This window comes from Candidatus Zixiibacteriota bacterium, from assembly GCA_018820315.1.
In the GTDB taxonomy this organism is placed as follows: Bacteria; Zixibacteria; MSB-5A5; order JAABVY01; family JAHJOQ01; genus JAHJOQ01.
Genome location: JAHJOQ010000059.1, coordinates 26,200 through 43,899 on the forward strand (window position 1 = coordinate 26,200; position 17,700 = coordinate 43,899).

The 17,700-nt window shown below is 50.7% G+C and carries 15 protein-coding genes and 1 tRNA gene; 14 read left to right on the plus strand and 2 right to left on the minus strand.

Annotated features, from left to right (window positions below):
* Positions 1-9: 9 nt before the first annotated feature.
* Positions 10-831, minus strand: coding sequence for a formylglycine-generating enzyme family protein (locus tag KKH67_05105; protein ID MBU1318560.1), 822 nt, complete (start codon positions 829-831; stop codon positions 10-12).
* 68 nt (positions 832-899) lie between these two features.
* Positions 900-2,237 (minus strand): glycerate kinase, encoded by a 1,338-nt coding sequence (locus KKH67_05110; GenBank protein MBU1318561.1) that lies wholly within the window; start codon positions 2,235-2,237, stop codon positions 900-902.
* A gap of 228 nt (positions 2,238-2,465) precedes the next feature.
* Here KKH67_05110 and KKH67_05115 point away from each other — a divergent pair, with 228 nt between their 5' ends.
* The 14 genes from KKH67_05115 to KKH67_05180 all read left to right on the plus strand — a co-directional run bounded on the left by KKH67_05115 (position 2,466) and on the right by KKH67_05180 (position 17,477).
* Positions 2,466-3,689, plus strand: coding sequence for a hypothetical protein (locus tag KKH67_05115; GenBank protein ID MBU1318562.1), 1,224 nt, complete (start codon positions 2,466-2,468; stop codon positions 3,687-3,689).
* 200 nt (positions 3,690-3,889) lie between these two features.
* On the plus strand, positions 3,890-5,593 hold the full coding sequence (locus tag KKH67_05120; GenBank protein MBU1318563.1) for a TldD/PmbA family protein: 1,704 nt from the start codon (positions 3,890-3,892) through the stop codon (positions 5,591-5,593).
* A gap of 110 nt (positions 5,594-5,703) precedes the next feature.
* Positions 5,704-6,261 carry a hypothetical protein gene (locus KKH67_05125; protein ID MBU1318564.1) on the plus strand — a complete coding sequence of 186 codons (558 nt, stop codon included), beginning with the start codon at positions 5,704-5,706 and terminating at the stop codon, positions 6,259-6,261.
* 49 nt (positions 6,262-6,310) lie between these two features.
* Positions 6,311-6,904: a hypothetical protein gene (locus tag KKH67_05130; GenBank protein ID MBU1318565.1), complete on the plus strand. Its 594-nt coding sequence runs from the start codon at positions 6,311-6,313 to the stop codon at positions 6,902-6,904.
* 294 nt (positions 6,905-7,198) lie between these two features.
* Positions 7,199-8,134, plus strand: a complete 936-nt coding sequence (locus KKH67_05135; protein MBU1318566.1) for a hypothetical protein — start codon at positions 7,199-7,201, stop codon at positions 8,132-8,134.
* 11 nt (positions 8,135-8,145) lie between these two features.
* Entirely contained in the window at positions 8,146-9,708 is a 1,563-nt protein-coding gene (locus KKH67_05140; protein ID MBU1318567.1) for a hypothetical protein, read from the plus strand.
* Positions 9,709-9,717: 9 nt separating this feature from the next.
* Complete coding sequence (locus KKH67_05145) at positions 9,718-10,821, plus strand: hypothetical protein (protein MBU1318568.1); 1,104 nt, start codon at positions 9,718-9,720, stop codon at positions 10,819-10,821.
* A gap of 211 nt (positions 10,822-11,032) precedes the next feature.
* Positions 11,033-11,473, plus strand: coding sequence for a ubiquinol-cytochrome c reductase iron-sulfur subunit (locus KKH67_05150; GenBank protein ID MBU1318569.1), 441 nt, complete (start codon positions 11,033-11,035; stop codon positions 11,471-11,473).
* 2 nt (positions 11,474-11,475) lie between these two features.
* Positions 11,476-12,564 carry a cytochrome bc complex cytochrome b subunit gene (locus KKH67_05155; GenBank protein MBU1318570.1) on the plus strand — a complete coding sequence of 363 codons (1,089 nt, stop codon included), beginning with the start codon at positions 11,476-11,478 and terminating at the stop codon, positions 12,562-12,564.
* Between the two features lie 7 nt (positions 12,565-12,571).
* Positions 12,572-13,840 (plus strand): cytochrome c3 family protein, encoded by a 1,269-nt coding sequence (locus KKH67_05160; protein ID MBU1318571.1) that lies wholly within the window; start codon positions 12,572-12,574, stop codon positions 13,838-13,840.
* Between the two features lie 274 nt (positions 13,841-14,114).
* Positions 14,115-15,401 (plus strand): DEAD/DEAH box helicase, encoded by a 1,287-nt coding sequence (locus tag KKH67_05165; protein MBU1318572.1) that lies wholly within the window; start codon positions 14,115-14,117, stop codon positions 15,399-15,401.
* 466 nt (positions 15,402-15,867) lie between these two features.
* On the plus strand, positions 15,868-17,058 hold the full coding sequence (locus tag KKH67_05170; protein ID MBU1318573.1) for a hypothetical protein: 1,191 nt from the start codon (positions 15,868-15,870) through the stop codon (positions 17,056-17,058).
* Positions 17,059-17,198: 140 nt separating this feature from the next.
* A complete protein-coding gene (locus KKH67_05175; protein MBU1318574.1) occupies positions 17,199-17,357 on the plus strand; it encodes a hypothetical protein in 159 nt (52 codons plus the stop codon).
* A 34-nt stretch (positions 17,358-17,391) separates the two neighbouring features.
* Positions 17,392-17,477, plus strand: a tRNA-Leu gene (locus KKH67_05180).
* Positions 17,478-17,700: the final 223 nt, after the last annotated feature.

Here is a 17,700-nt window from a genome sequence, read left to right on the forward strand (position 1 = left end):
TCTTGTGAGTCATTTCTCGGACGTGTCTTCGTTCGCGGCAGATGGTCCTCGCAGGTCTTTTGCACATCGAAAGCCGACATTAAAGTCGACCCACTGTCCCGGCAGTGCATTGCGGAAGTGCACTCTGTTGCAGTATGGTCCCGAATACCAACCGCCGCCGCGAATCACTTTGAACTTGCCGTCGGTCGGGCCTGCTGGATTTTTCTGAGAACTTGAACTGTAATAATCCTGATCATAGTAGTCGGCCACCCACTCGACAACGTTGCCGGACATATCGTGCAAGCCGAATCCATTGGCCGGATAGCTGCCGACAGGCACAGTGCCCTCGGACTTGAAGTTTGCTCTTGACGAATCAGGCTCATCGCCATACGTGTAGTTCTGTCCGACCAAACCGCCGCGGCCTGCATACTCCCATTCTGCCTCGGTCGGCAGCCTCATGCCCGCCCATTCGGCATACGCATTCGCATCACCCCAACTCGCACCAATGACCGGATACTCCGCGTATTCAGGGCCGCCGTGGAATTCATCCATATCCCAGAATTCGGGCATCTCTCTTTCTGTCTTCCTGCAGAATTCTGCGTATTGTGCGTTTGTTACTTCGTACTTACCAATATAGAATGAATCGATGAATACTGTGCGAACAGGACTGTTGTCGCCGTCGCCATCGATTCCCATCAGGAACTGCCCTCCCGGAATGAGCACCATCTCCGGTCGTGAGCGTTCCTGAAGCTGCTCCTCGGTCTGAGCACGGGAGATCGCCGTTGCCGCGATCACCGCCATCACAGCGATCAATGGTACAAGCACTTGTCGATGTTCGAGGTTGCTGAACATATTATCCTCCTCTTGTCATGTTTACAATCGGCGTAGCGGCTGTGTTCTATGCGTGTAATGCCCAGATGTCAGCCGGTCTCGGGCGCGATGAACACAAGTTGAATATCCATGACATTTGTGCCTGTCGGGCCGGTGACAATCAGGTCGCCCAGCTTCTGGAAAAAGTGATAACTGTCATTGTTGGCTAAGTACGCTTGTGCATTGAACCCAACTGCATTCGCCTTCCTGATGGTGTCTGAGTCAGCGATTGCACCTGCTGCATCTGTCGGGCCATCGGTGCCGTCGGTACCGAACGACACAAAAGTGACGTTTTTCAGACGTTCGAGCTCGATAGCAGCCGCCAGCGCCATTTCCTGATTGCGCCCGCCTTTACCATTCCCGGTGATCGTAACAGTCGTCTCGCCGCCGGCGACAATCAGTGCGGGCGGTTCGACAAGGCCTTTGCCGGAAGCGATCTGCTCTGCCAATCCGCAGAGTCTGACAGCTGCGTCGCGCGCCTCTCCGATGATCGGATCCGGAATCACAACAGTGTTGTATCCGAGCGAACGACCGCAGTCGGCGGCCGCAGCCCTCGCGATGCTGTTGGAACCTACGATGATCTGGTAGTCGTTCTCAAATGATCTGTCTCCCGGTTTTGGCGTTTCGGGGGCTTCGCCGATCACTCCACGCTGAATGTGATCCAACGCGCTCCCAGGAATCGATGCAGCGATATCGTACCTGCCGATAACTCCCATTGCATCTCTGAATGTGTTCGGGTCCGGGACCGTTGGTCCGGATGAAATCGATGTCAGGTCGTCGCCGGTGACATCGGAGAGAACAAGTGTGATGATTGCTGCAGGGTGCGCTCCTTCTGCGAGGCGGCCTCCCTTGATTCTGGAAAGATGCTTGCGAACCGTGTTCACTTCGTGGATGGTTGCGCCGCACGAAAGCAGGGAAGAGGTGACCGCTTGTTTGTCCTGGAGGCTGACTCCCTGGACTGGGCTGCACCAAACGGCAGATGCGCCGCCGGACAGCAGCACCAGCAGAAGGTCCTGATTTGTCAGTCGTGAGGCGATTTCGATGGCGCTGTCGGCGCACCTGACGCTCATTTTGTCAGGTATGGGATGCCCTGCTTCAAGTACAGGCAAGACCTTGAGGGTATCGGCATATCCATGTTTCGTGCAGACAAGTCCGCCTGCAATTCGACTGCCGAGGATGTCCTCGGCGGCACGAGCCATAGAACACGCGCCTTTGCCGCCGGCAATCACTGAAAGCGAGGAGTAGTCATCGAGATCGAGCTGTCTGGTGCCGGCAATTACTATTGATCCGTCACGCGACAGTTTATTTCTGACAGCATTTCCCGGGTCGGCGCTCCGGATTGCCTGCAGAATGATGGAATCGATGTGATTTCTGATACCGTCAATCATGGTCGTCAACCGTTTCTTTTTGGTACAGCGAATGGTAGTCGGGACCTGATGACCTCCTGCGAATTCTGCCGGGTTTGAACTTCGACATTCACCACAAATATGTACCGGCTCGGTTGAGTTTCAACAAAAAATGGGAATCGGGCGATTTTCGAGAATAAGAAACGCAACTTTGATCACGCTATCACGTTTCCTGAACCAAAGGAAATCAGTACGGAGGGAGTGTAGATCATGAAAATTGCATTACTGATCGGTTTGATGGCAGTCGGTTTGGGCTTTTTGGTCATGCCCGCCGATGTCTCTGCTGAAAGTGGACGAATATACGGCACCATACGCACAGTTGACGGCGAGGATTTCGAGGGTTGGATCAGATGGGACAAGAATGAGGCATTCTGGGATGATATCCTCGACGGGACAAAGGAGAGATCCAGCAAGAAGTACCGCAGCAAATCGCGCAGATCTTCGAAGCGGAGCAATCTGTTTGACGTTGCTCGGGACGGCTTCTTCTATTCGATCGGATCGTCTCGTCAATCTGAGGTTAAGTTTGGCCACATCAAAACGCTTGTGCCGCTGTCGTCAAGTGAGGCACTGATTGTGCTGAAATCAGGAATAGAATTCGAAATGACCGGTTCTGATGTCGGCTCCGGAGTCAGAGAAATAGTGATTGACGACAGGGCTGAGGGAGAGATATATCTAGACTGGGATGATATAGACGAAGTGAATTTCCAGAAGGAGCCCAATGAGCCGGAATCCAAGGCAGAGCGCCTGTACGGGAAAGTCACAATTCGCCGGGGCGATGAGTATGTTGGATGGATCGAGTGGGATGTCGACGAAGTTCTCTCTACGGATGTCATTGATGGCGATGAAGGTAGTCGCCGAAACCGCAAAATCAGATTCGAAAAGATCCAATCGATAGAACGTCGCTCGAGATCATCGGCTCTGATCACTCTTAAGACAGGCAAGACGATGCGGCTGTCCGGATCGAATGATGTCAATTCCGAGAATAGAGGTATCAGAGTGAAGAGCGCCGAACTGGGCCGCGTAAATATCTCGTGGAGTGACTTCGAAAAACTCGATCTGATGCCTGTTCCGTTGGACAGACTTCCGAAGTACGACTCATTCGATGGTGGAAAGGAGATTTCCGGCACTGTGTTCACGGAGGATGGCGAGCAGTTCACCGGCAGAATCGTATGGGATGAAGATGAGACATATACCTGGGAGCACCTGAATGGTGATTACGATGATTGTTCAGTGGTTGTTGAATTTTCGAATATTCAGTCAATAGAGAAGAGTTCCCGTCGCGGGTCGGTTGTGACGACAAAGTCGGGGAGAAACATTGTGCTGAAGGGGTCAAACGATGTTGACTCCGACAACAACGGCATTATCGTTTTTCTTGACAACGGAGACGAAGTGGAAGTAGACTGGCATGACTTTGAAAAGGCAGAATTCAAGTAGGCTGACAAAGATATAGGTTCAGAAACGTTATCACACTGCCGCATTGATGACGTTTCTTTTCTGCAGCTCCTCCAAGCCCGGGTACGCAACATGCCCGGGCTATTTATCTTGGCGATGAACGCTGTCGTGACGGATTGACCTTGACAGTCGGGAACTGTTTCTGCAATATGAAGGTATCAATGCTGAGAGGAGCATCCCTGATGATTAGAAAATACCGATATGTCCTGATAGTACTTGCAGTCTTCATATCTTCTACAGTCGCATTATTTGCCAGCTCTGAAAGCCCTGTGATGTCAGCCATGAGCGAAGAGCTCCAGCGATCAATGGATAAGCTTGAGCTTGAAGGATTCGATCGCCCGTACTTCATATCGTATTCGCTGAACGATCTACACCAGATAACGCTGGCGGCTAGTTATGGATCGCTTGAAGGAGACGGTGATTCTCACTCGCGTTACCTCACGGTCGATCTTCATGTCGGCGACTACAGTTTCGACAATACGCCATCCGGAGCTGAGTATTTCTATATCCCTGACTACTATGACAGGATATCGAGGAACCTTGCTCGAGCCCCTCTTGATGATGACCTTGATGCGCTGAGGCACACGCTATGGCTTCTCACAGATGCGAGATATAAGCAGGCGCTGGACGCTCTCAATAAGAAGAAGGGCGAGTTGATCAGCAAGGTAGAGGAAGAGGACCGTCCGGATGATTTTTCGGGCGAGGAACCAACGGTGAGGATTGACCCCCTCAAGGTGCTCGACATCAATAGGGATGAGTGGCGCACGATACTGACAAGCGCTTCAGCTATGTTCAAGAGGTATCCGCGGATACTTACTTCGAGCGTAACGCTTGCTGCAAACCTACGAAACCAATTCATGGTGAGCACAGAGGGTACCAGACTGCAAATATCGGACTATTTCTTCACGATTTCCGCTGTTGCCGACGCGAGATGTGAGGATGGGATGGAAGTGGACAATATCATCACGTGGAAGGCTTCTGCGTTGTCCGATCTACCGACCAGAGCAGAGATCGAGAATGGCATTCAAGAACTTATTGATGACCTTCTGGCTTTGCGTGAGGCTGAGCCGGCAGATCCATACAGCGGGCCTGCCATCATTGTCAACGAAGCAGCAGGCGTGTTTTTCCATGAAGCTCTCGGACATCGCCTCGAAGGGCACCGACTACGCAACGAGCAGGAAGGGCATACATTCAAGGGCAAAGTCGGACAGAGGGTGATCCCTGAATTCCTGTCTGTTTATGATGATCCGACATTGCAGGAGTTCGATGGGACTCCTCTATACGGTCATTATGAGTTTGATCAGGAGGGTGTGAAGGCGCTGCGAGTTGATCTTGTGCAGGATGGAATTCTGAAGGACTTCCTAATGTCAAGATTGCCTGCAAAGGGCTTCTCAAAGTCCAATGGCCATGGTCGGGCCGACATCTTCTCTAAACCGGTATCTCGAATGGGCAATCTGATAGTTACGACCAGCGATCCAAAAGGCTATGATGAGCTTCTCGATATGCTGATAGAGGAGTGTACTGTGCAGGAGAAAGAGTACGGGCTCATTTTCGAGGTCCTGACCTCGGGTGAAACGAACACATCTGGTTATGGTGTACAGACTCTGCGTTGCCAACCTGTGATTGTCAGGAAGGTTTATGTCACCGACAGGCACACGGAGTTGATAAGGGGTGTGGAGTTGATAGGCACTCCTCTGAATATCCTCGAGAACGTGGTAGCTGCCGGAGATGACCCCGCGGTGTTCAACGGCACCTGCGGCGCTGAATCCGGCTCCGTGGCGGTTTCGTCAGTTGCGCCGAGCATTCTGATCTCAAAGATCGAGATTCAGAAGTCGACGCAGAAATCGCGGCGACCTCCGATATTACCGCCGCCCCTTTTTGATTGATGTTTGTCGAGGTTGGGCGTCATGGACATAGACCGTGTTTCTGGAGTGATGAACTTTAACGACTGAATCGATGCAGTTGCCCGAATTCAGTAAGTACGGAGAATTGGGTTATGAGGCATTTCAGGTTTGAGATCATATCAACATTCTTGTTACTCCTTATTATTGGCGCGGGATGCGGCAGTGATGACAAGGGCACCGATCCCGAGAAGGTGAATTCAAATCTGGTATGGGTGGACAGGGTCTCCGCAGTATCGAATCAGGATGATGTGAAAGTGAATGTGTGGTTTGGGAATCTTGTGCCCTTGTCAGGTCTTGAGGTGCCATTGAGAGTCTCCGGGGGTGGATTTACTATAGACTCCGTGTCGTTTGTCGGCAGCAGAGTTGGAGACTTCTTTTTGACAATCGGAGCGGTCGATACTTTTACTAACACTATTGAGATAGCCGCTGCGGACACGGCAGTATGTGTAGACTCAGGAGAGGGGCTCCTGGCCAGCCTGTACTTCACTCTCTATTCCAGTTCAGGCGGGCAGGTTCTCGCAATTGACACATTTTCGCTCGACACGGGCCCCTATCATAGCCTCATCTATATAGATACGAGTGAGGCGGGTGCTGAAATCATCCCTGACTTCATCGATGGTGAAATATCCGTTCTGCAGACGGGAGGATAGCGGCGCCGCGCGGCTATAGTTCGCAAACGGTTTTGCCGACATACTCAACATGAGCCAATCACTTGTTCGTGTTCTGATCTCCTCCTTGCTGTTGCTGGTGCTTTGCGTCACATGCAGCAGTGATCGTGGAGGTGGTCCGAACGACCCGCCGGACGATCCCGATCCAACTGGCGGTAATCTCATCTGGATTGATTCAGTTGACGCTTCACCAGGGACACAGGCGGTGATTGACGTGTACGCGAAACTGAGCACCGCGACTCAGGCTGTCACACTGCCGTTCGTGCTTGAAGGAACAGATTTTGTCATTGACTCAATGTCTTTCGTCGGCACGCTACTTGACAATGATCCGATCTGGCTGTATGACTCGATCACCCCAAAAACGATCACAATCGGTATGGCCTTCTATCAGAAAGATGCTGTCGGACCAGATTCAGGTCAGATGCTGCGACTCTTCGTGTCTCTGGACGAATCTGCCCCAAACCAGATTATCAGGGTCGACACGACTTCGATAATTCTGGAGAACGGTTCAGTCGCGAGTCTGGTGCTGGTTGACACCACTATAAATCCGTATCCGAAAGAATACATCCCGGAGTTCTTACCGGGGACGATAAGAGTCACGGATCAACCGGTTCTCTCCTTCTAACTACTCTGATCGATCATTCCACTTTCCGGCTCCACTGGTCGGCGCGATTGTCCTGCCATTACGCCAGTTCTGACATGCTTGTGAAATTTTGATCAAAAAACCTCTTGATAGCCGATGAATTTTCTCGTATTTCTGACGATAATCCTAATAGCGGCGAACTTGCTAATCTTAAACGGTGCAACATGATAGCGTAGGTCTACAATGAGGAGTATCGCGATAGTTTTAGTTGACATTTTCTGGCATCGCATCAATATTTGTGGTCAAAGTAATATAGGCTAATCCATGGGAGAAGGTATGAAGCTACGATATCTCGCATTGCCTGCGCTAGTGCTTCTCTGCTCAGCTGGACTTGCGTACGCCGGGCACTCCTATTCAAAAGTGGAACTCTCAGAGACATCATCAATGTGTCTGAATTGTCACGATGAAAAGGCTGTATCTCTTGAGAATTCCCTGCACCGCATAACTGAAGTGACTGATATGACCTCTGCGATCGCAATCGGTTGTGTCAACTGTCATGACGGCTGGGCTGAACACGTTGAAGATCCCTCTCCGGAGAACATCGAAACTGCCGCGAGGCTCTCTTTCTCCGGGCAGGTTGATCTATGCAGTCGTTGTCACATCACACTTCATCAGTCGAGCATGGTGTCATCTGATCCGCACGGAAGGGTGGAGATCGGCTGCATTGAATGCCACAGCGTTCATTCGAATGTTAACGAACATCTTGTCAAGGATGACAGCGACAACTATTGTGCAGTGTGCCACACAAGTGTTGCTGCAGAGTTCAAACGCAGGTCGGCTCATCCGCTCGAATCGGGAAACGTTCGCTGCGTGGATTGTCACATGCTCGATGGGACTGAAGATCAACTCTTGGCTGTTGGGCTTGACTGGCGCTGTCAGAATTGCCACTCCGATCTCTCAGGACCGTTCTTGTATGAGCATCCGGTCGTGTACGCTCACTTGGTGGAGGGGGGAGGTTGCACCGAATGTCATCAACCGCACGGATCGCCGAATGATCGTTTACTCAAGCAGCCGGGAGACGGTGTTTGTCTGCAGTGTCATGGTACACCGCCGGTGCACAGAATCGCACATGCCGGAATAGCGACCAGGTTCGCTTGTGTTGACTGTCACAGCGACATTCATGGTTCGTTTGACAACAAGAAGCTGCTCGACCCGGCTCTTGGCGCTAAGATGGTGTTTGATTGTTCTGAATGTCATGTTCTCGGAGACTGAGGAGGATGGATATGAAACTGACCAGAATATTCGTGATGCTGAGCGGGATCGTCCTCCTGAGTTGGTCTGCTGCGAATGCAGGCTCTGGGAGCGCGAAGCTGTCACTCGGTTACACATACCTCGATGAAGAAGGGAACCTGTCGGTCAACCAATCCACATTCAATCTATATGGGGATCCGACAGTATCAATCGAGGATATTCTTTACAGATTCGACAACGGTCTGAGGCTGCGAGCCGATCTGACAAACATCATAATGAACAACCGGAATCTGACGCTTGGATTTGATAAGGCTGGACTCTTCGGCGTTCGCATGCATCACAACCAGTATCGACGATTCTACAGCTTCGACGGCAGTAGTTTTACCAGACGGCACAGATCGGGGGGTGAACTGTGGGTGCGACCTCATCGTTATCTGAAGTTCTTCGGTGGTGGATCATACGTCGGGAAATCGGGTCAGATGGTAGACTTGTTCGATGCGGCAAGCACAGCTACGATCGACGTGGATTACACGCAGACATACTACAACGGTGGTGCGCATGTGAACTACGAGGGGCGGATGTTCCGCGCGGAGTTCCGTGGATCCGATTTCACCAATAATGAGGATGCAAGCCGCAATCAGAATTGCACCAGCATCCTGCTCACGGCTGGCGGCCCTTTGCCTAAGTACGATTTTGTCTCTGTGCTCGGAGGCTTCAGGAGATTCGCAACTAAGTACGACTCAAGCGGACTCGAACTCACTTCGAATCGCGGGTGGGGTGGAGCTTCTTTACGGTTACCGGAGAATTTCAGCGTGAAATACAGCTTTGTATTCGATCGCACCGGATCAGACTCGGATCTTGTGAAGACCGACAATGTATCTCATGCTGTGTACGCAACACACACATGGCCGCATCTTGCGTACCTGACTGCGGGGTATCAGAAGGACTATAACGATGACTTTGAAGCTCAGGTGCAGAGTAACTCGTTCTATTTCGCTGGCTGGCTAATGCCGATTAAGTCGCTCGAATTCAGGGCCGAGGTTGGCACCAGAGCAGAAGAAGTGACGGATGGTGTGCGACTCGTCGGTGATGAAGATCACTTCAGGCATAAATTCACTGCGAAATATCGCTGCAGGGATAACGGGTCACTTACTCTTGGTGTTGATTCTCGCACGCGCACGAACGATATGCTTGGGAGCGAGTCGGAATTCACACGATTCACTGGTCAGCTCGAAGCCCGCATTGCTGAATATGGTAATTTCACGGGCGGATACGTTTATTCGCAGGGGGATTTCGAAAACAAAGAGCAGACGTTCGAATTCGCGGACCATACATTGTTCGGAGATATAACCTCGCGCGAATGCCACAATGCGATCGTCGGATTCGGTGCGACATATTACCAGAGCAGGCGCGATCTCGATGTCGTGAAGTCTTCGCTTCGTTTCAGCGGCGCATATAGATTTCTGGAATTCTACCATCTGGAGGTGAAATACTCGGTGTTCAACTTCGATGATTTCCTGTATACCGATCAATTCGATGAGTACTACACGGGCAATATCGTGGAAATGAAAATTACGAGAGATATATCATTGTAGGAGGGAACCATGCGTTGTCTTAAGTTGGCAGCCACCACGCTACTCGTTCTGCTGCTTGCTATCTCTGCAGGCTGCGAACGCAAGATTGTCATGAATGAAGATGGTGGCGATACAGAACTGCAGTGTTTCGGATGCCACACCGATCAGGACCTTTCGCTTGTCGAGGCACGTGCTCAGTGGGAGACGTCGAATCATGGCATAATGGAAACTGTGGACCGCGGATCGAGCGGGTCATGCAGACCGTGCCATTCGAGCGAGGGCTTTCTTGAGAATGTGACCGGCGAGGACTTCGATGGACAAGCAGTATCCAAGATTGGGTGCTTCACCTGCCATGCTCCCCACACGAACGAGACGTTTGCTCTCAGAACCGAGGAAGCGGTTGAATTGGGCAATGGTGCGATCTTTGACGGGGGTGAGGGCAATCTCTGTGCGGCATGCCACCATGGCCGACGCAATGTCGAAACGTACGTCTTTGACGGTGTCGAGTTGTCGCAGCATTTTGGTCCGCACCATAGCAATCAGTCCGATATGCTCGCGGGTGAGAATGCTTACGAGTACGAAGGCGTGTCATACACCAATTCGCCTCACACGACATTTGTGGTTAACGCATGCGTTGACTGCCACAAAGCAGATCCTGTGGCGCGCTATGTAGGCGGGCATACATTCCGCATGGTATACGGTGAAGAGGATGATGAGGATATCAACGTAGACAATGCCTGTAACGTAAGTGGATGTCATAGCGACCTTGAGGACTATAATAGGCCAGCCACAGCAGATTTCGACTGGGATGACGAAACCGAAGGCGTTCAGGATGAGATCGAAGGTCTCCTTGACAGCCTCAAGACACTGCTGATCGATGAAGGCCTGCTTGTGTATTACGAGGAAGACGATGCTTACGAGCCTCCGGAAGACTATATTCTATCCGATGCCGATTCGGCTGGCGCAGTTTTCAACTATTTGTATGTTCACGAGGATAAATCTGAGGGTATTCACAACACGAGCTATGCAGTTGCATTGCTGCAGTCATCGATAAACTTCATTGCGAATGGTGATCCTACCGGAGCTCCAGCGACTCCCACCGGGCCACCGTTTGCTGCGATTCGATCTCACTGATCGATGATATTTCCGAACAAGCCCTCCGATAGACTCGGAGGGCTTTGTCCTATCGGAACTATAACGAAAAATCAGATCAAGAAAGCGCTGCCCGCAAGAAAAGAAGATGATTTGATTGACAAATAGGGTGCATGTTGTTATATATGGCGAATCGTAGTGCGAGTCGCAGAACTTGGCACATTGATGCAGATGAATTAGAGTTTATTCAGCTATGAATGAGAAGGATGTTGGCAGACGGACGTTCCTGAATTGGCTGATTGGCGGCACCACTCTGGCGAGCCTTGCGGCCATTTTCTATCCAGCAGCACGGTTCTTTGAGCCGCAGGAGGTTCCTGAAGCCGCAATATCGAGTATCAAGGTCGGAGTCATCGAGGATTTTCCTCCCGATTCGGGGTCGATTTTCAAATTCGGGCGGAAGCCAGGGATTCTTATTCATACTGCAGACGGCAAATTCAAGGCGTTCCATGCTACATGCACTCACCTGAGTTGCATAGTGCAGTATCGAAAGGACCTCGGTGCAATCTACTGCGCATGCCACAATGGTCGTTTCAACACAAATGGCGAGAATATTTCCGGCCCACCACCGAGGCCGCTGGAAGAATTCGATGTGCATCTGAAGGGCAATGAAATCTATGTATCGGTGCGGAGTTGATCGTGGATAACGGAAGCAGCGGACAGAGATTGTATAGCTTTCTGAACGAACGTTTCAAGCTCGATTCTCTCGTAGAATTCTTCAGTCACAAGACAGTCCCGCGCCACAGCCATTCGTATTTGTACTACACAGGTGGCGTGAGCCTGTTTCTTTTCATGGTTCAGGTGTTTTCTGGCATTCTGCTTTTGATGTACTATAAGGGATCTGCTGACTCGGCATTCGAATCTGTACGATTTATCATGTCCGAAGTACCGTTTGGATGGCTGATTAGAGATGTCCATTCGTGGTCTGCCAATCTGATGATATTCTTTGCATTTATCCACATGTTCGCGGTCTTCTTCACGAAGTCGTATCGCTTTCCACGCGAACTCACCTGGCTTTCCGGAATGGTGCTTCTCTTTCTCAGTATGGTCTTTGGTTTCTCGGGATACCTTCTGCCGTGGAACGAGCTTGCATTCTTCGCAACGAAGGTAGGCACTGACATTGCCGGTGCGCTACCGGGGATTGGCGAGCCGATACTGAAGCTTCTGCGGGGGTCGGAGGATGTCACTGGCGCTACGCTCTCGCGGTTTTTCGGCATTCATGTCGCCATAATGCCCGGAATATTCGTCCTGTTCCTCACTATGCACTTGACCCTGGTGCAGAGACTCGGCATGTCGGAGCCGCTCCATTGGAAGAATCTTCCGGAGGACAAGAAGAAACATACACCGTTCTTCCCGAATTTCCTGCTGAGAGATTTCTCACTTTGGCTGATCATACTCTCAATTGTGGCTGCCCTGTCTGTTTTCTTCCCGTGGGAGCTTGGCCTGAAGGCTGATCCGTTTGTATCGGCACCAGCGGGAATCAAGCCCGAATGGTATTTCATGTTTGTGTTTCAGACGTTGAAGTATATTCCGGCGCATGTGCTGATAATGGAGGGCGAGCTTTTCGGGATATTGATGTTCGGTCTTGGAGCATTGCTTTGGATGTTTGTGCCGTTCTTCGATAGAGAGGGCAGAGGCGAGAGACTCAGCCGGGCGTTCACTTACGCCGGTGTCGTGATTGTTGCCTATATCATCGTGATGACAGTTCTCGGATACACCATGGAATGAGATAGCTATGTGTAAGCGTGATACAATCGTTTTACTTGCTGCAATCATTATTGCATTGATGCTCCCATGGTTCGCATACGCCCAGGAGCCGAAGAATACTTGCGTCGAATGCCACCTGCAACTGGATGACGAATTGCTGGCACCGGCCGAGGCGTTCGAGAACGATGTGCATAATCGCCTTGGAGTGCTATGCGTAGGCTGTCATGGTGGCGATTCAGCGGCGGAGGACGCAGATGATGCGATGAGCAAACAGATGGGTTTCATCGGCGCACCATCTCCGTTGGAGATTCCGAAGCTCTGTTCGAAGTGTCACGCTGATCCTGTCTACATCAAGACGTTCAATCCGCAGCTTCCGACAGATCAGTACTCCAAGTATCTGACCTCGATGCATGGAGTGAAGAACCTTAAGGGGGATCAGAAGGTAGCGCAATGTGCGTCATGCCACCGAGCGCATGACATAAGAGCAGCCAATGATCCGAAATCATCCGTGTATGCAATCAACATTCCGGCGACGTGCGCGCATTGTCACGCCGACTCGGTATACATGGCCGGACGTGGAATTCCGACAAATCAGATGGAGCAGTATGCTTCATCCGTTCATGGCGTAGCGTTGCTGGAGAAGCACGATGTCGGCGCTCCGGCATGCAATAGCTGCCATGGTAACCACGGCGCAATGCCACCGGGTATCACTTCGATTGAGCGAGTTTGTGGATTATGCCACGCGAATAACATGACGTTTTTCGAGGAATCTACCCATTTCGAATATTTCCAGGGCATGAATGCACGTGCCTGCGAGACCTGCCATTCCAATCACGCAATCGCGAAGCCGTCGATCGAGATGCTCGCCGGCGAGCACTCTGTCTGTCTTCAGTGTCACGATCCAAAAGACGGGACTGGTGGAATAGAAGCTGCTATGCAAATGCGGATGGCAATAGACTCGCTGAGCGGCCTGATAGATGATGTGAATGCCAGGCTTGACGATGCCGATCAAAAAGGGCTATACGTGACCAACGCGCTGTTCACGCTCAAGGACGCGACGCAGAATCTATTTGAGGCTAAGACTGCTGTGCATATACTGAATGCAGATAGTGTTTCCGGCATAACACTTGATGGTGACAAGCTCGCCCAGCAAGCAAGTGTTGTCGCTGATGGTCTACTGGCCGACTATGTGGTTCGCAGGATCGGTCTTGCTGTATCGGTCGTTGTACTCCTGTTTCTCGCGCTGCTGATATGGATCAAAGTGCGTCGGATAGAAACGCGGCAGAAGCTTCGCTAACGTCAGCCCAGTTCCTGAGACTACCGGTTATGACGAATTTGCAATCACTTGCAACCTGTCGTTGCAGTAGAAATCCCCATCATTGTCAGACCTGGAGGAGAAGATCATGAATACCAGAGGAAACCATGATCCATGTTTTACCTTGACTTCAATGCTCCACGCGAGTAATCTGCTCGGGTGAACTCAATGTTTTTATCGCACACAATTCGACAGACAGCACATCTTGTATTTGATAAGCTAATCATGAAACCCCGCTCCGGAGGGTCACGACAGATTGACTGACAGAAAAACCCAATCTTCTCACAGCGGATTCACCGGTTTGGGCATTGCACCCGGTCTGCTTGATGCCATAGATCGCCTCAAGTTCACCGAACCAACACCAATCCAGCGGCAGTCCATACCGATAACTATCGAGGGTAAAGATCTTATCGCAATTGCACAAACGGGGACCGGTAAAACACTCGCTTACGGTATTCCAATGATACAGCGCCTGGCCCAGATCAAGGGACGGGGTCTCGTTCTAGCCCCGACACGTGAACTGGCTCTTCAGGTTGACGAGGCGCTGAATTCCGTCGGACGATCTTTGGGGCTGCGCACTACGGTACTGATTGGCGGAGCATCAATGGCAGTTCAACTCCGCTCTCTCGAACGGAAACCGCGTGTTATCGTCGCCACGCCCGGTCGTCTGATTGACCATCTCGAGCATCGGAAAGTCAGTCTAGCCGACGTGCAGATACTTGTTCTGGATGAGGCGGACCGGATGCTGGACATGGGGTTTGCGCCCCAGATCAACAGGATTTTGGCGGACGTTCCGAAGAAGCGTCAGATGATGCTGTTTTCGGCTACCATTCCGGAGGAGATTATGACTCTCGCCAGACGCGAGATGGAATTTCCCATTCATGTCGAAGTTGCCCCCTCCGGAACCGCACCTGAGAAGATTATCCAGGAGATGTTTTTCATCGAAAGAGGGGCGAAAACGCAGTTGCTCGAAGTCATGCTTAATCGATATCTCGGCCCGGTGCTCATATTTACACGGACTAAGCACGGCGCACGCAAGCTCGCTCGTCAAGTCAGATCTATGGGGCACACGGCGGCGGACATCCATTCCGATCGGAGTCTATCACAGCGTCGCGAAGCGCTCGATGGTTTTAAGTCCGGGAAGTACCGCGTGCTGGTGGCGACCGATGTCGCAGCCAGAGGCCTCGATGTCTCGGGAATCGAGCTGGTTGTCAACTACGATCTGCCAACGAATACTGAAGACTATGTCCATAGAATCGGACGCACCGGGCGAGTTGGTCTCCCCGGTCGGTCGGTTTCTTTTGCCACTCTCGATCAGAAGAAAGATGTGAGGAGTATCGAGCGACTGATCAGAACAGACCTGCCTATTTCAGTACTTCCGGACCTGCCTCCCCCGCGCAGGCGGATGCCCGCGACCGATTCCCCAGACAGAAGTCGACCGCCACGACGTCAACCTTCTGCGCAACGGCCATCAAGGAAGCCACCACGCCAACGTCGTCAGTCAAGTCGGAAGAGTCGTAAAGGGTGGAAACGAGAGAAGTAAGTCTGAGGCCATTGTCTGATCGGTTTCGATTCCACTCAAAAGCCGAACAACGGTTCCACCAGACTTCGTCTGACAGGGCAGAGCATGAAGGACAATTGAACGGGTGCAATATTAGGGAAACGAGTAAGTCGTAAGGCTGGTGTGCTAATACTGGCAGAACTTATCTGAACCTCAATTCAGTGAAGCTACGGACATTGAGATATGAAGACGGCGATTGAGCTTCTCCTGCAATACAGAACATCACAATAGCCCTTCTGCAGTACCGAGCGAGATCTAATCGTCCATTTTAGACTGACTGGAAACAGCTGTACGTTGCCAGACATAGTGGACATTGTGTTTTGGAAGTTGAGGCTGAACTTGTTTGTTGGTAGCTGATTCTTGATACCCTCGTTTCCTCTGATTCATAGTTCGGTCTTTGATTCGATTTTCACCTTTGAAATTACCGCAACACTTGCTTTCTTGTATCATGTTTGCCAATGCAACAAAAGCAGAACATCGTTTCCGGATGGTTGCCAAAACTCTGTACGGATTAGAGGAGATTTTATCCAAGGAATTGACTGATTTGGGAGCTCAAAATGTGAGGACGATGAACCGGTCGGTTGAATTCTACGGTGATAAGCAATTGATGTATGAGGCGAATCTGTGGTGCCGCACGGCTACCAGAATTCTCAAGCCAGTGCGCAACTTTAGGGCAGCTGACGAAGAAGAGTTATATCGTGGAGTTCTGAACATTGAATGGGGGAAATATTTCGGTTTGCATCAGACATTTGCTGTTGATGCTGTCATTAGCGACTCCCAATTCAGGAATTCCCTGTATGTGGCTCAGAAGGCCAAAGATGCCATTGCTGACCGTTTTCGAAAGGAGACCGGACAGAGGCCATCGGTTGACTTGAAGAGTCCGGACATCAGAATAAATATCTACATATGTCAAAATGAATGCACTGTCGCTATCGACTCATCAGGCGAACCTCTTTTCAAACGGGGGTATCGAAGCAAACCAGGCAAAGCACCCTTAAATGAAGTGCTTGCCGCGGGGATTGTACTGCAATCTGAATGGGATAGAACCAGTTCGTTTGTTGACGCTATGTGCGGTTCAGGAACCATTGTTATCGAGGCGGCCTTGTTGGCTCGGAACATCGCCCCGGGACTGACCAGGAAAGCATATGGATTCATGAACTGGCCAGATTATGACATGAATCTCTTCAAGATGATCTATAAAAAGGCTCGCAAGGAAATCATCCCGAAGCTGAACTTCACAATTGTCGGTTCTGACATAAACTCAATCCAGGTCCGAGAAGCATCCGAAAACGCCAACCGGGCCGGGATTGGCAGCGATGTTAATTTCAGACAGAGTGATATTGTTGATTTGGTTCCCCCTCCGCCGCCAGCTGTTGTGATTATCAATCCGCCATATGGTGAGCGACTTTCAGTCGACGACATAAGTAATTCTTATCGCTCCATTGGAGATGCATTCAAGAAAAACTTCACTGGCTATGATGCCTATGTTTTCACCGGGAATTTAGTCGCAGCAAAAAGTATTGGCCTGAGAACGTCAAGACGAATTGAGATGTATAACGGGCCGATTGAATGCAGGCTGTTGAAATTCGAGATGTATAAGGGCAACCGCAAGAGCAAATCTGATCCTTCCGCGACTTAATGGACATTGCATGCTAAGAGTTTGGACATGGTTAGTCTGAAGACTTACAGATTGATGCACTACCAGATATCAATTGCCACGATCTCTATTGACTATCATTGTGATTTGGTTTATTTATCCATCACGATTTAGGAGAGAAAATGGCTATGAGGAAAATAGGCGAGACCTGGTATATAGACTGCTCCCTTGGAGGCCGGCGGATTCCAGAATTCGTTGTCTCCGAAAAGAAGACGACTGCTGCTGCGCTGGTTGGGAGTTACATTCCGATTACTGAAGGGAAACGCTCCCAAACTGACTAATGCGATGCAGTCTTGGTGTACTGCGACATATAATGCCGGAGTGGCGGAATAGGTAGACGCAAGGGACTTAAAATCCCTCGGAGCTTACGCTCTGTGCCGGTTCGATTCCGGCCTCCGGCATTTTGATTCTCCTTGATCCAGTTACTCGCCAGACAAGTCCAATATAATACTCTCAGTCCATTTTGCGTCTTGACAGGATGTCGATTTGCACCGATATTAGAAACAGACAATTTTACATCTCAATTGATAGATGATTTTGACTGGTTGGACACCAGACTTATGATTCAATGCGATCTGGGGCATGGTGCAGGCTTCTGAATGTGTGTGCAATCCGTGTTTGGGA

What these genes read in the sequence shown, in the direction of transcription:
- KKH67_05105 (MBU1318560.1), bottom strand. Translation starts at nt 831, where the DNA reads ATGTTCAGCAACCTCGAACATCGACAAGTGCTTGTACCATTGATCGCT.
- KKH67_05110 (MBU1318561.1), bottom strand. Translation starts at nt 2,237, where the DNA reads ATGATTGACGGTATCAGAAATCACATCGATTCCATCATTCTGCAGGCA.
- KKH67_05115 (MBU1318562.1), top strand. Translation starts at nt 2,466, where the DNA reads ATGAAAATTGCATTACTGATCGGTTTGATGGCAGTCGGTTTGGGCTTT.
- KKH67_05120 (MBU1318563.1), top strand. Translation starts at nt 3,890, where the DNA reads ATGATTAGAAAATACCGATATGTCCTGATAGTACTTGCAGTCTTCATA.
- KKH67_05125 (MBU1318564.1), top strand. Translation starts at nt 5,704, where the DNA reads ATGAGGCATTTCAGGTTTGAGATCATATCAACATTCTTGTTACTCCTT.
- KKH67_05130 (MBU1318565.1), top strand. Translation starts at nt 6,311, where the DNA reads ATGAGCCAATCACTTGTTCGTGTTCTGATCTCCTCCTTGCTGTTGCTG.
- KKH67_05135 (MBU1318566.1), top strand. Translation starts at nt 7,199, where the DNA reads ATGAAGCTACGATATCTCGCATTGCCTGCGCTAGTGCTTCTCTGCTCA.
- KKH67_05140 (MBU1318567.1), top strand. Translation starts at nt 8,146, where the DNA reads ATGAAACTGACCAGAATATTCGTGATGCTGAGCGGGATCGTCCTCCTG.
- KKH67_05145 (MBU1318568.1), top strand. Translation starts at nt 9,718, where the DNA reads ATGCGTTGTCTTAAGTTGGCAGCCACCACGCTACTCGTTCTGCTGCTT.
- KKH67_05150 (MBU1318569.1), top strand. Translation starts at nt 11,033, where the DNA reads ATGAATGAGAAGGATGTTGGCAGACGGACGTTCCTGAATTGGCTGATT.
- KKH67_05160 (MBU1318571.1), top strand. Translation starts at nt 12,572, where the DNA reads ATGTGTAAGCGTGATACAATCGTTTTACTTGCTGCAATCATTATTGCA.
- KKH67_05170 (MBU1318573.1), top strand. Translation starts at nt 15,868, where the DNA reads ATGTTTGCCAATGCAACAAAAGCAGAACATCGTTTCCGGATGGTTGCC.
- KKH67_05175 (MBU1318574.1), top strand. Translation starts at nt 17,199, where the DNA reads ATGGCTATGAGGAAAATAGGCGAGACCTGGTATATAGACTGCTCCCTT.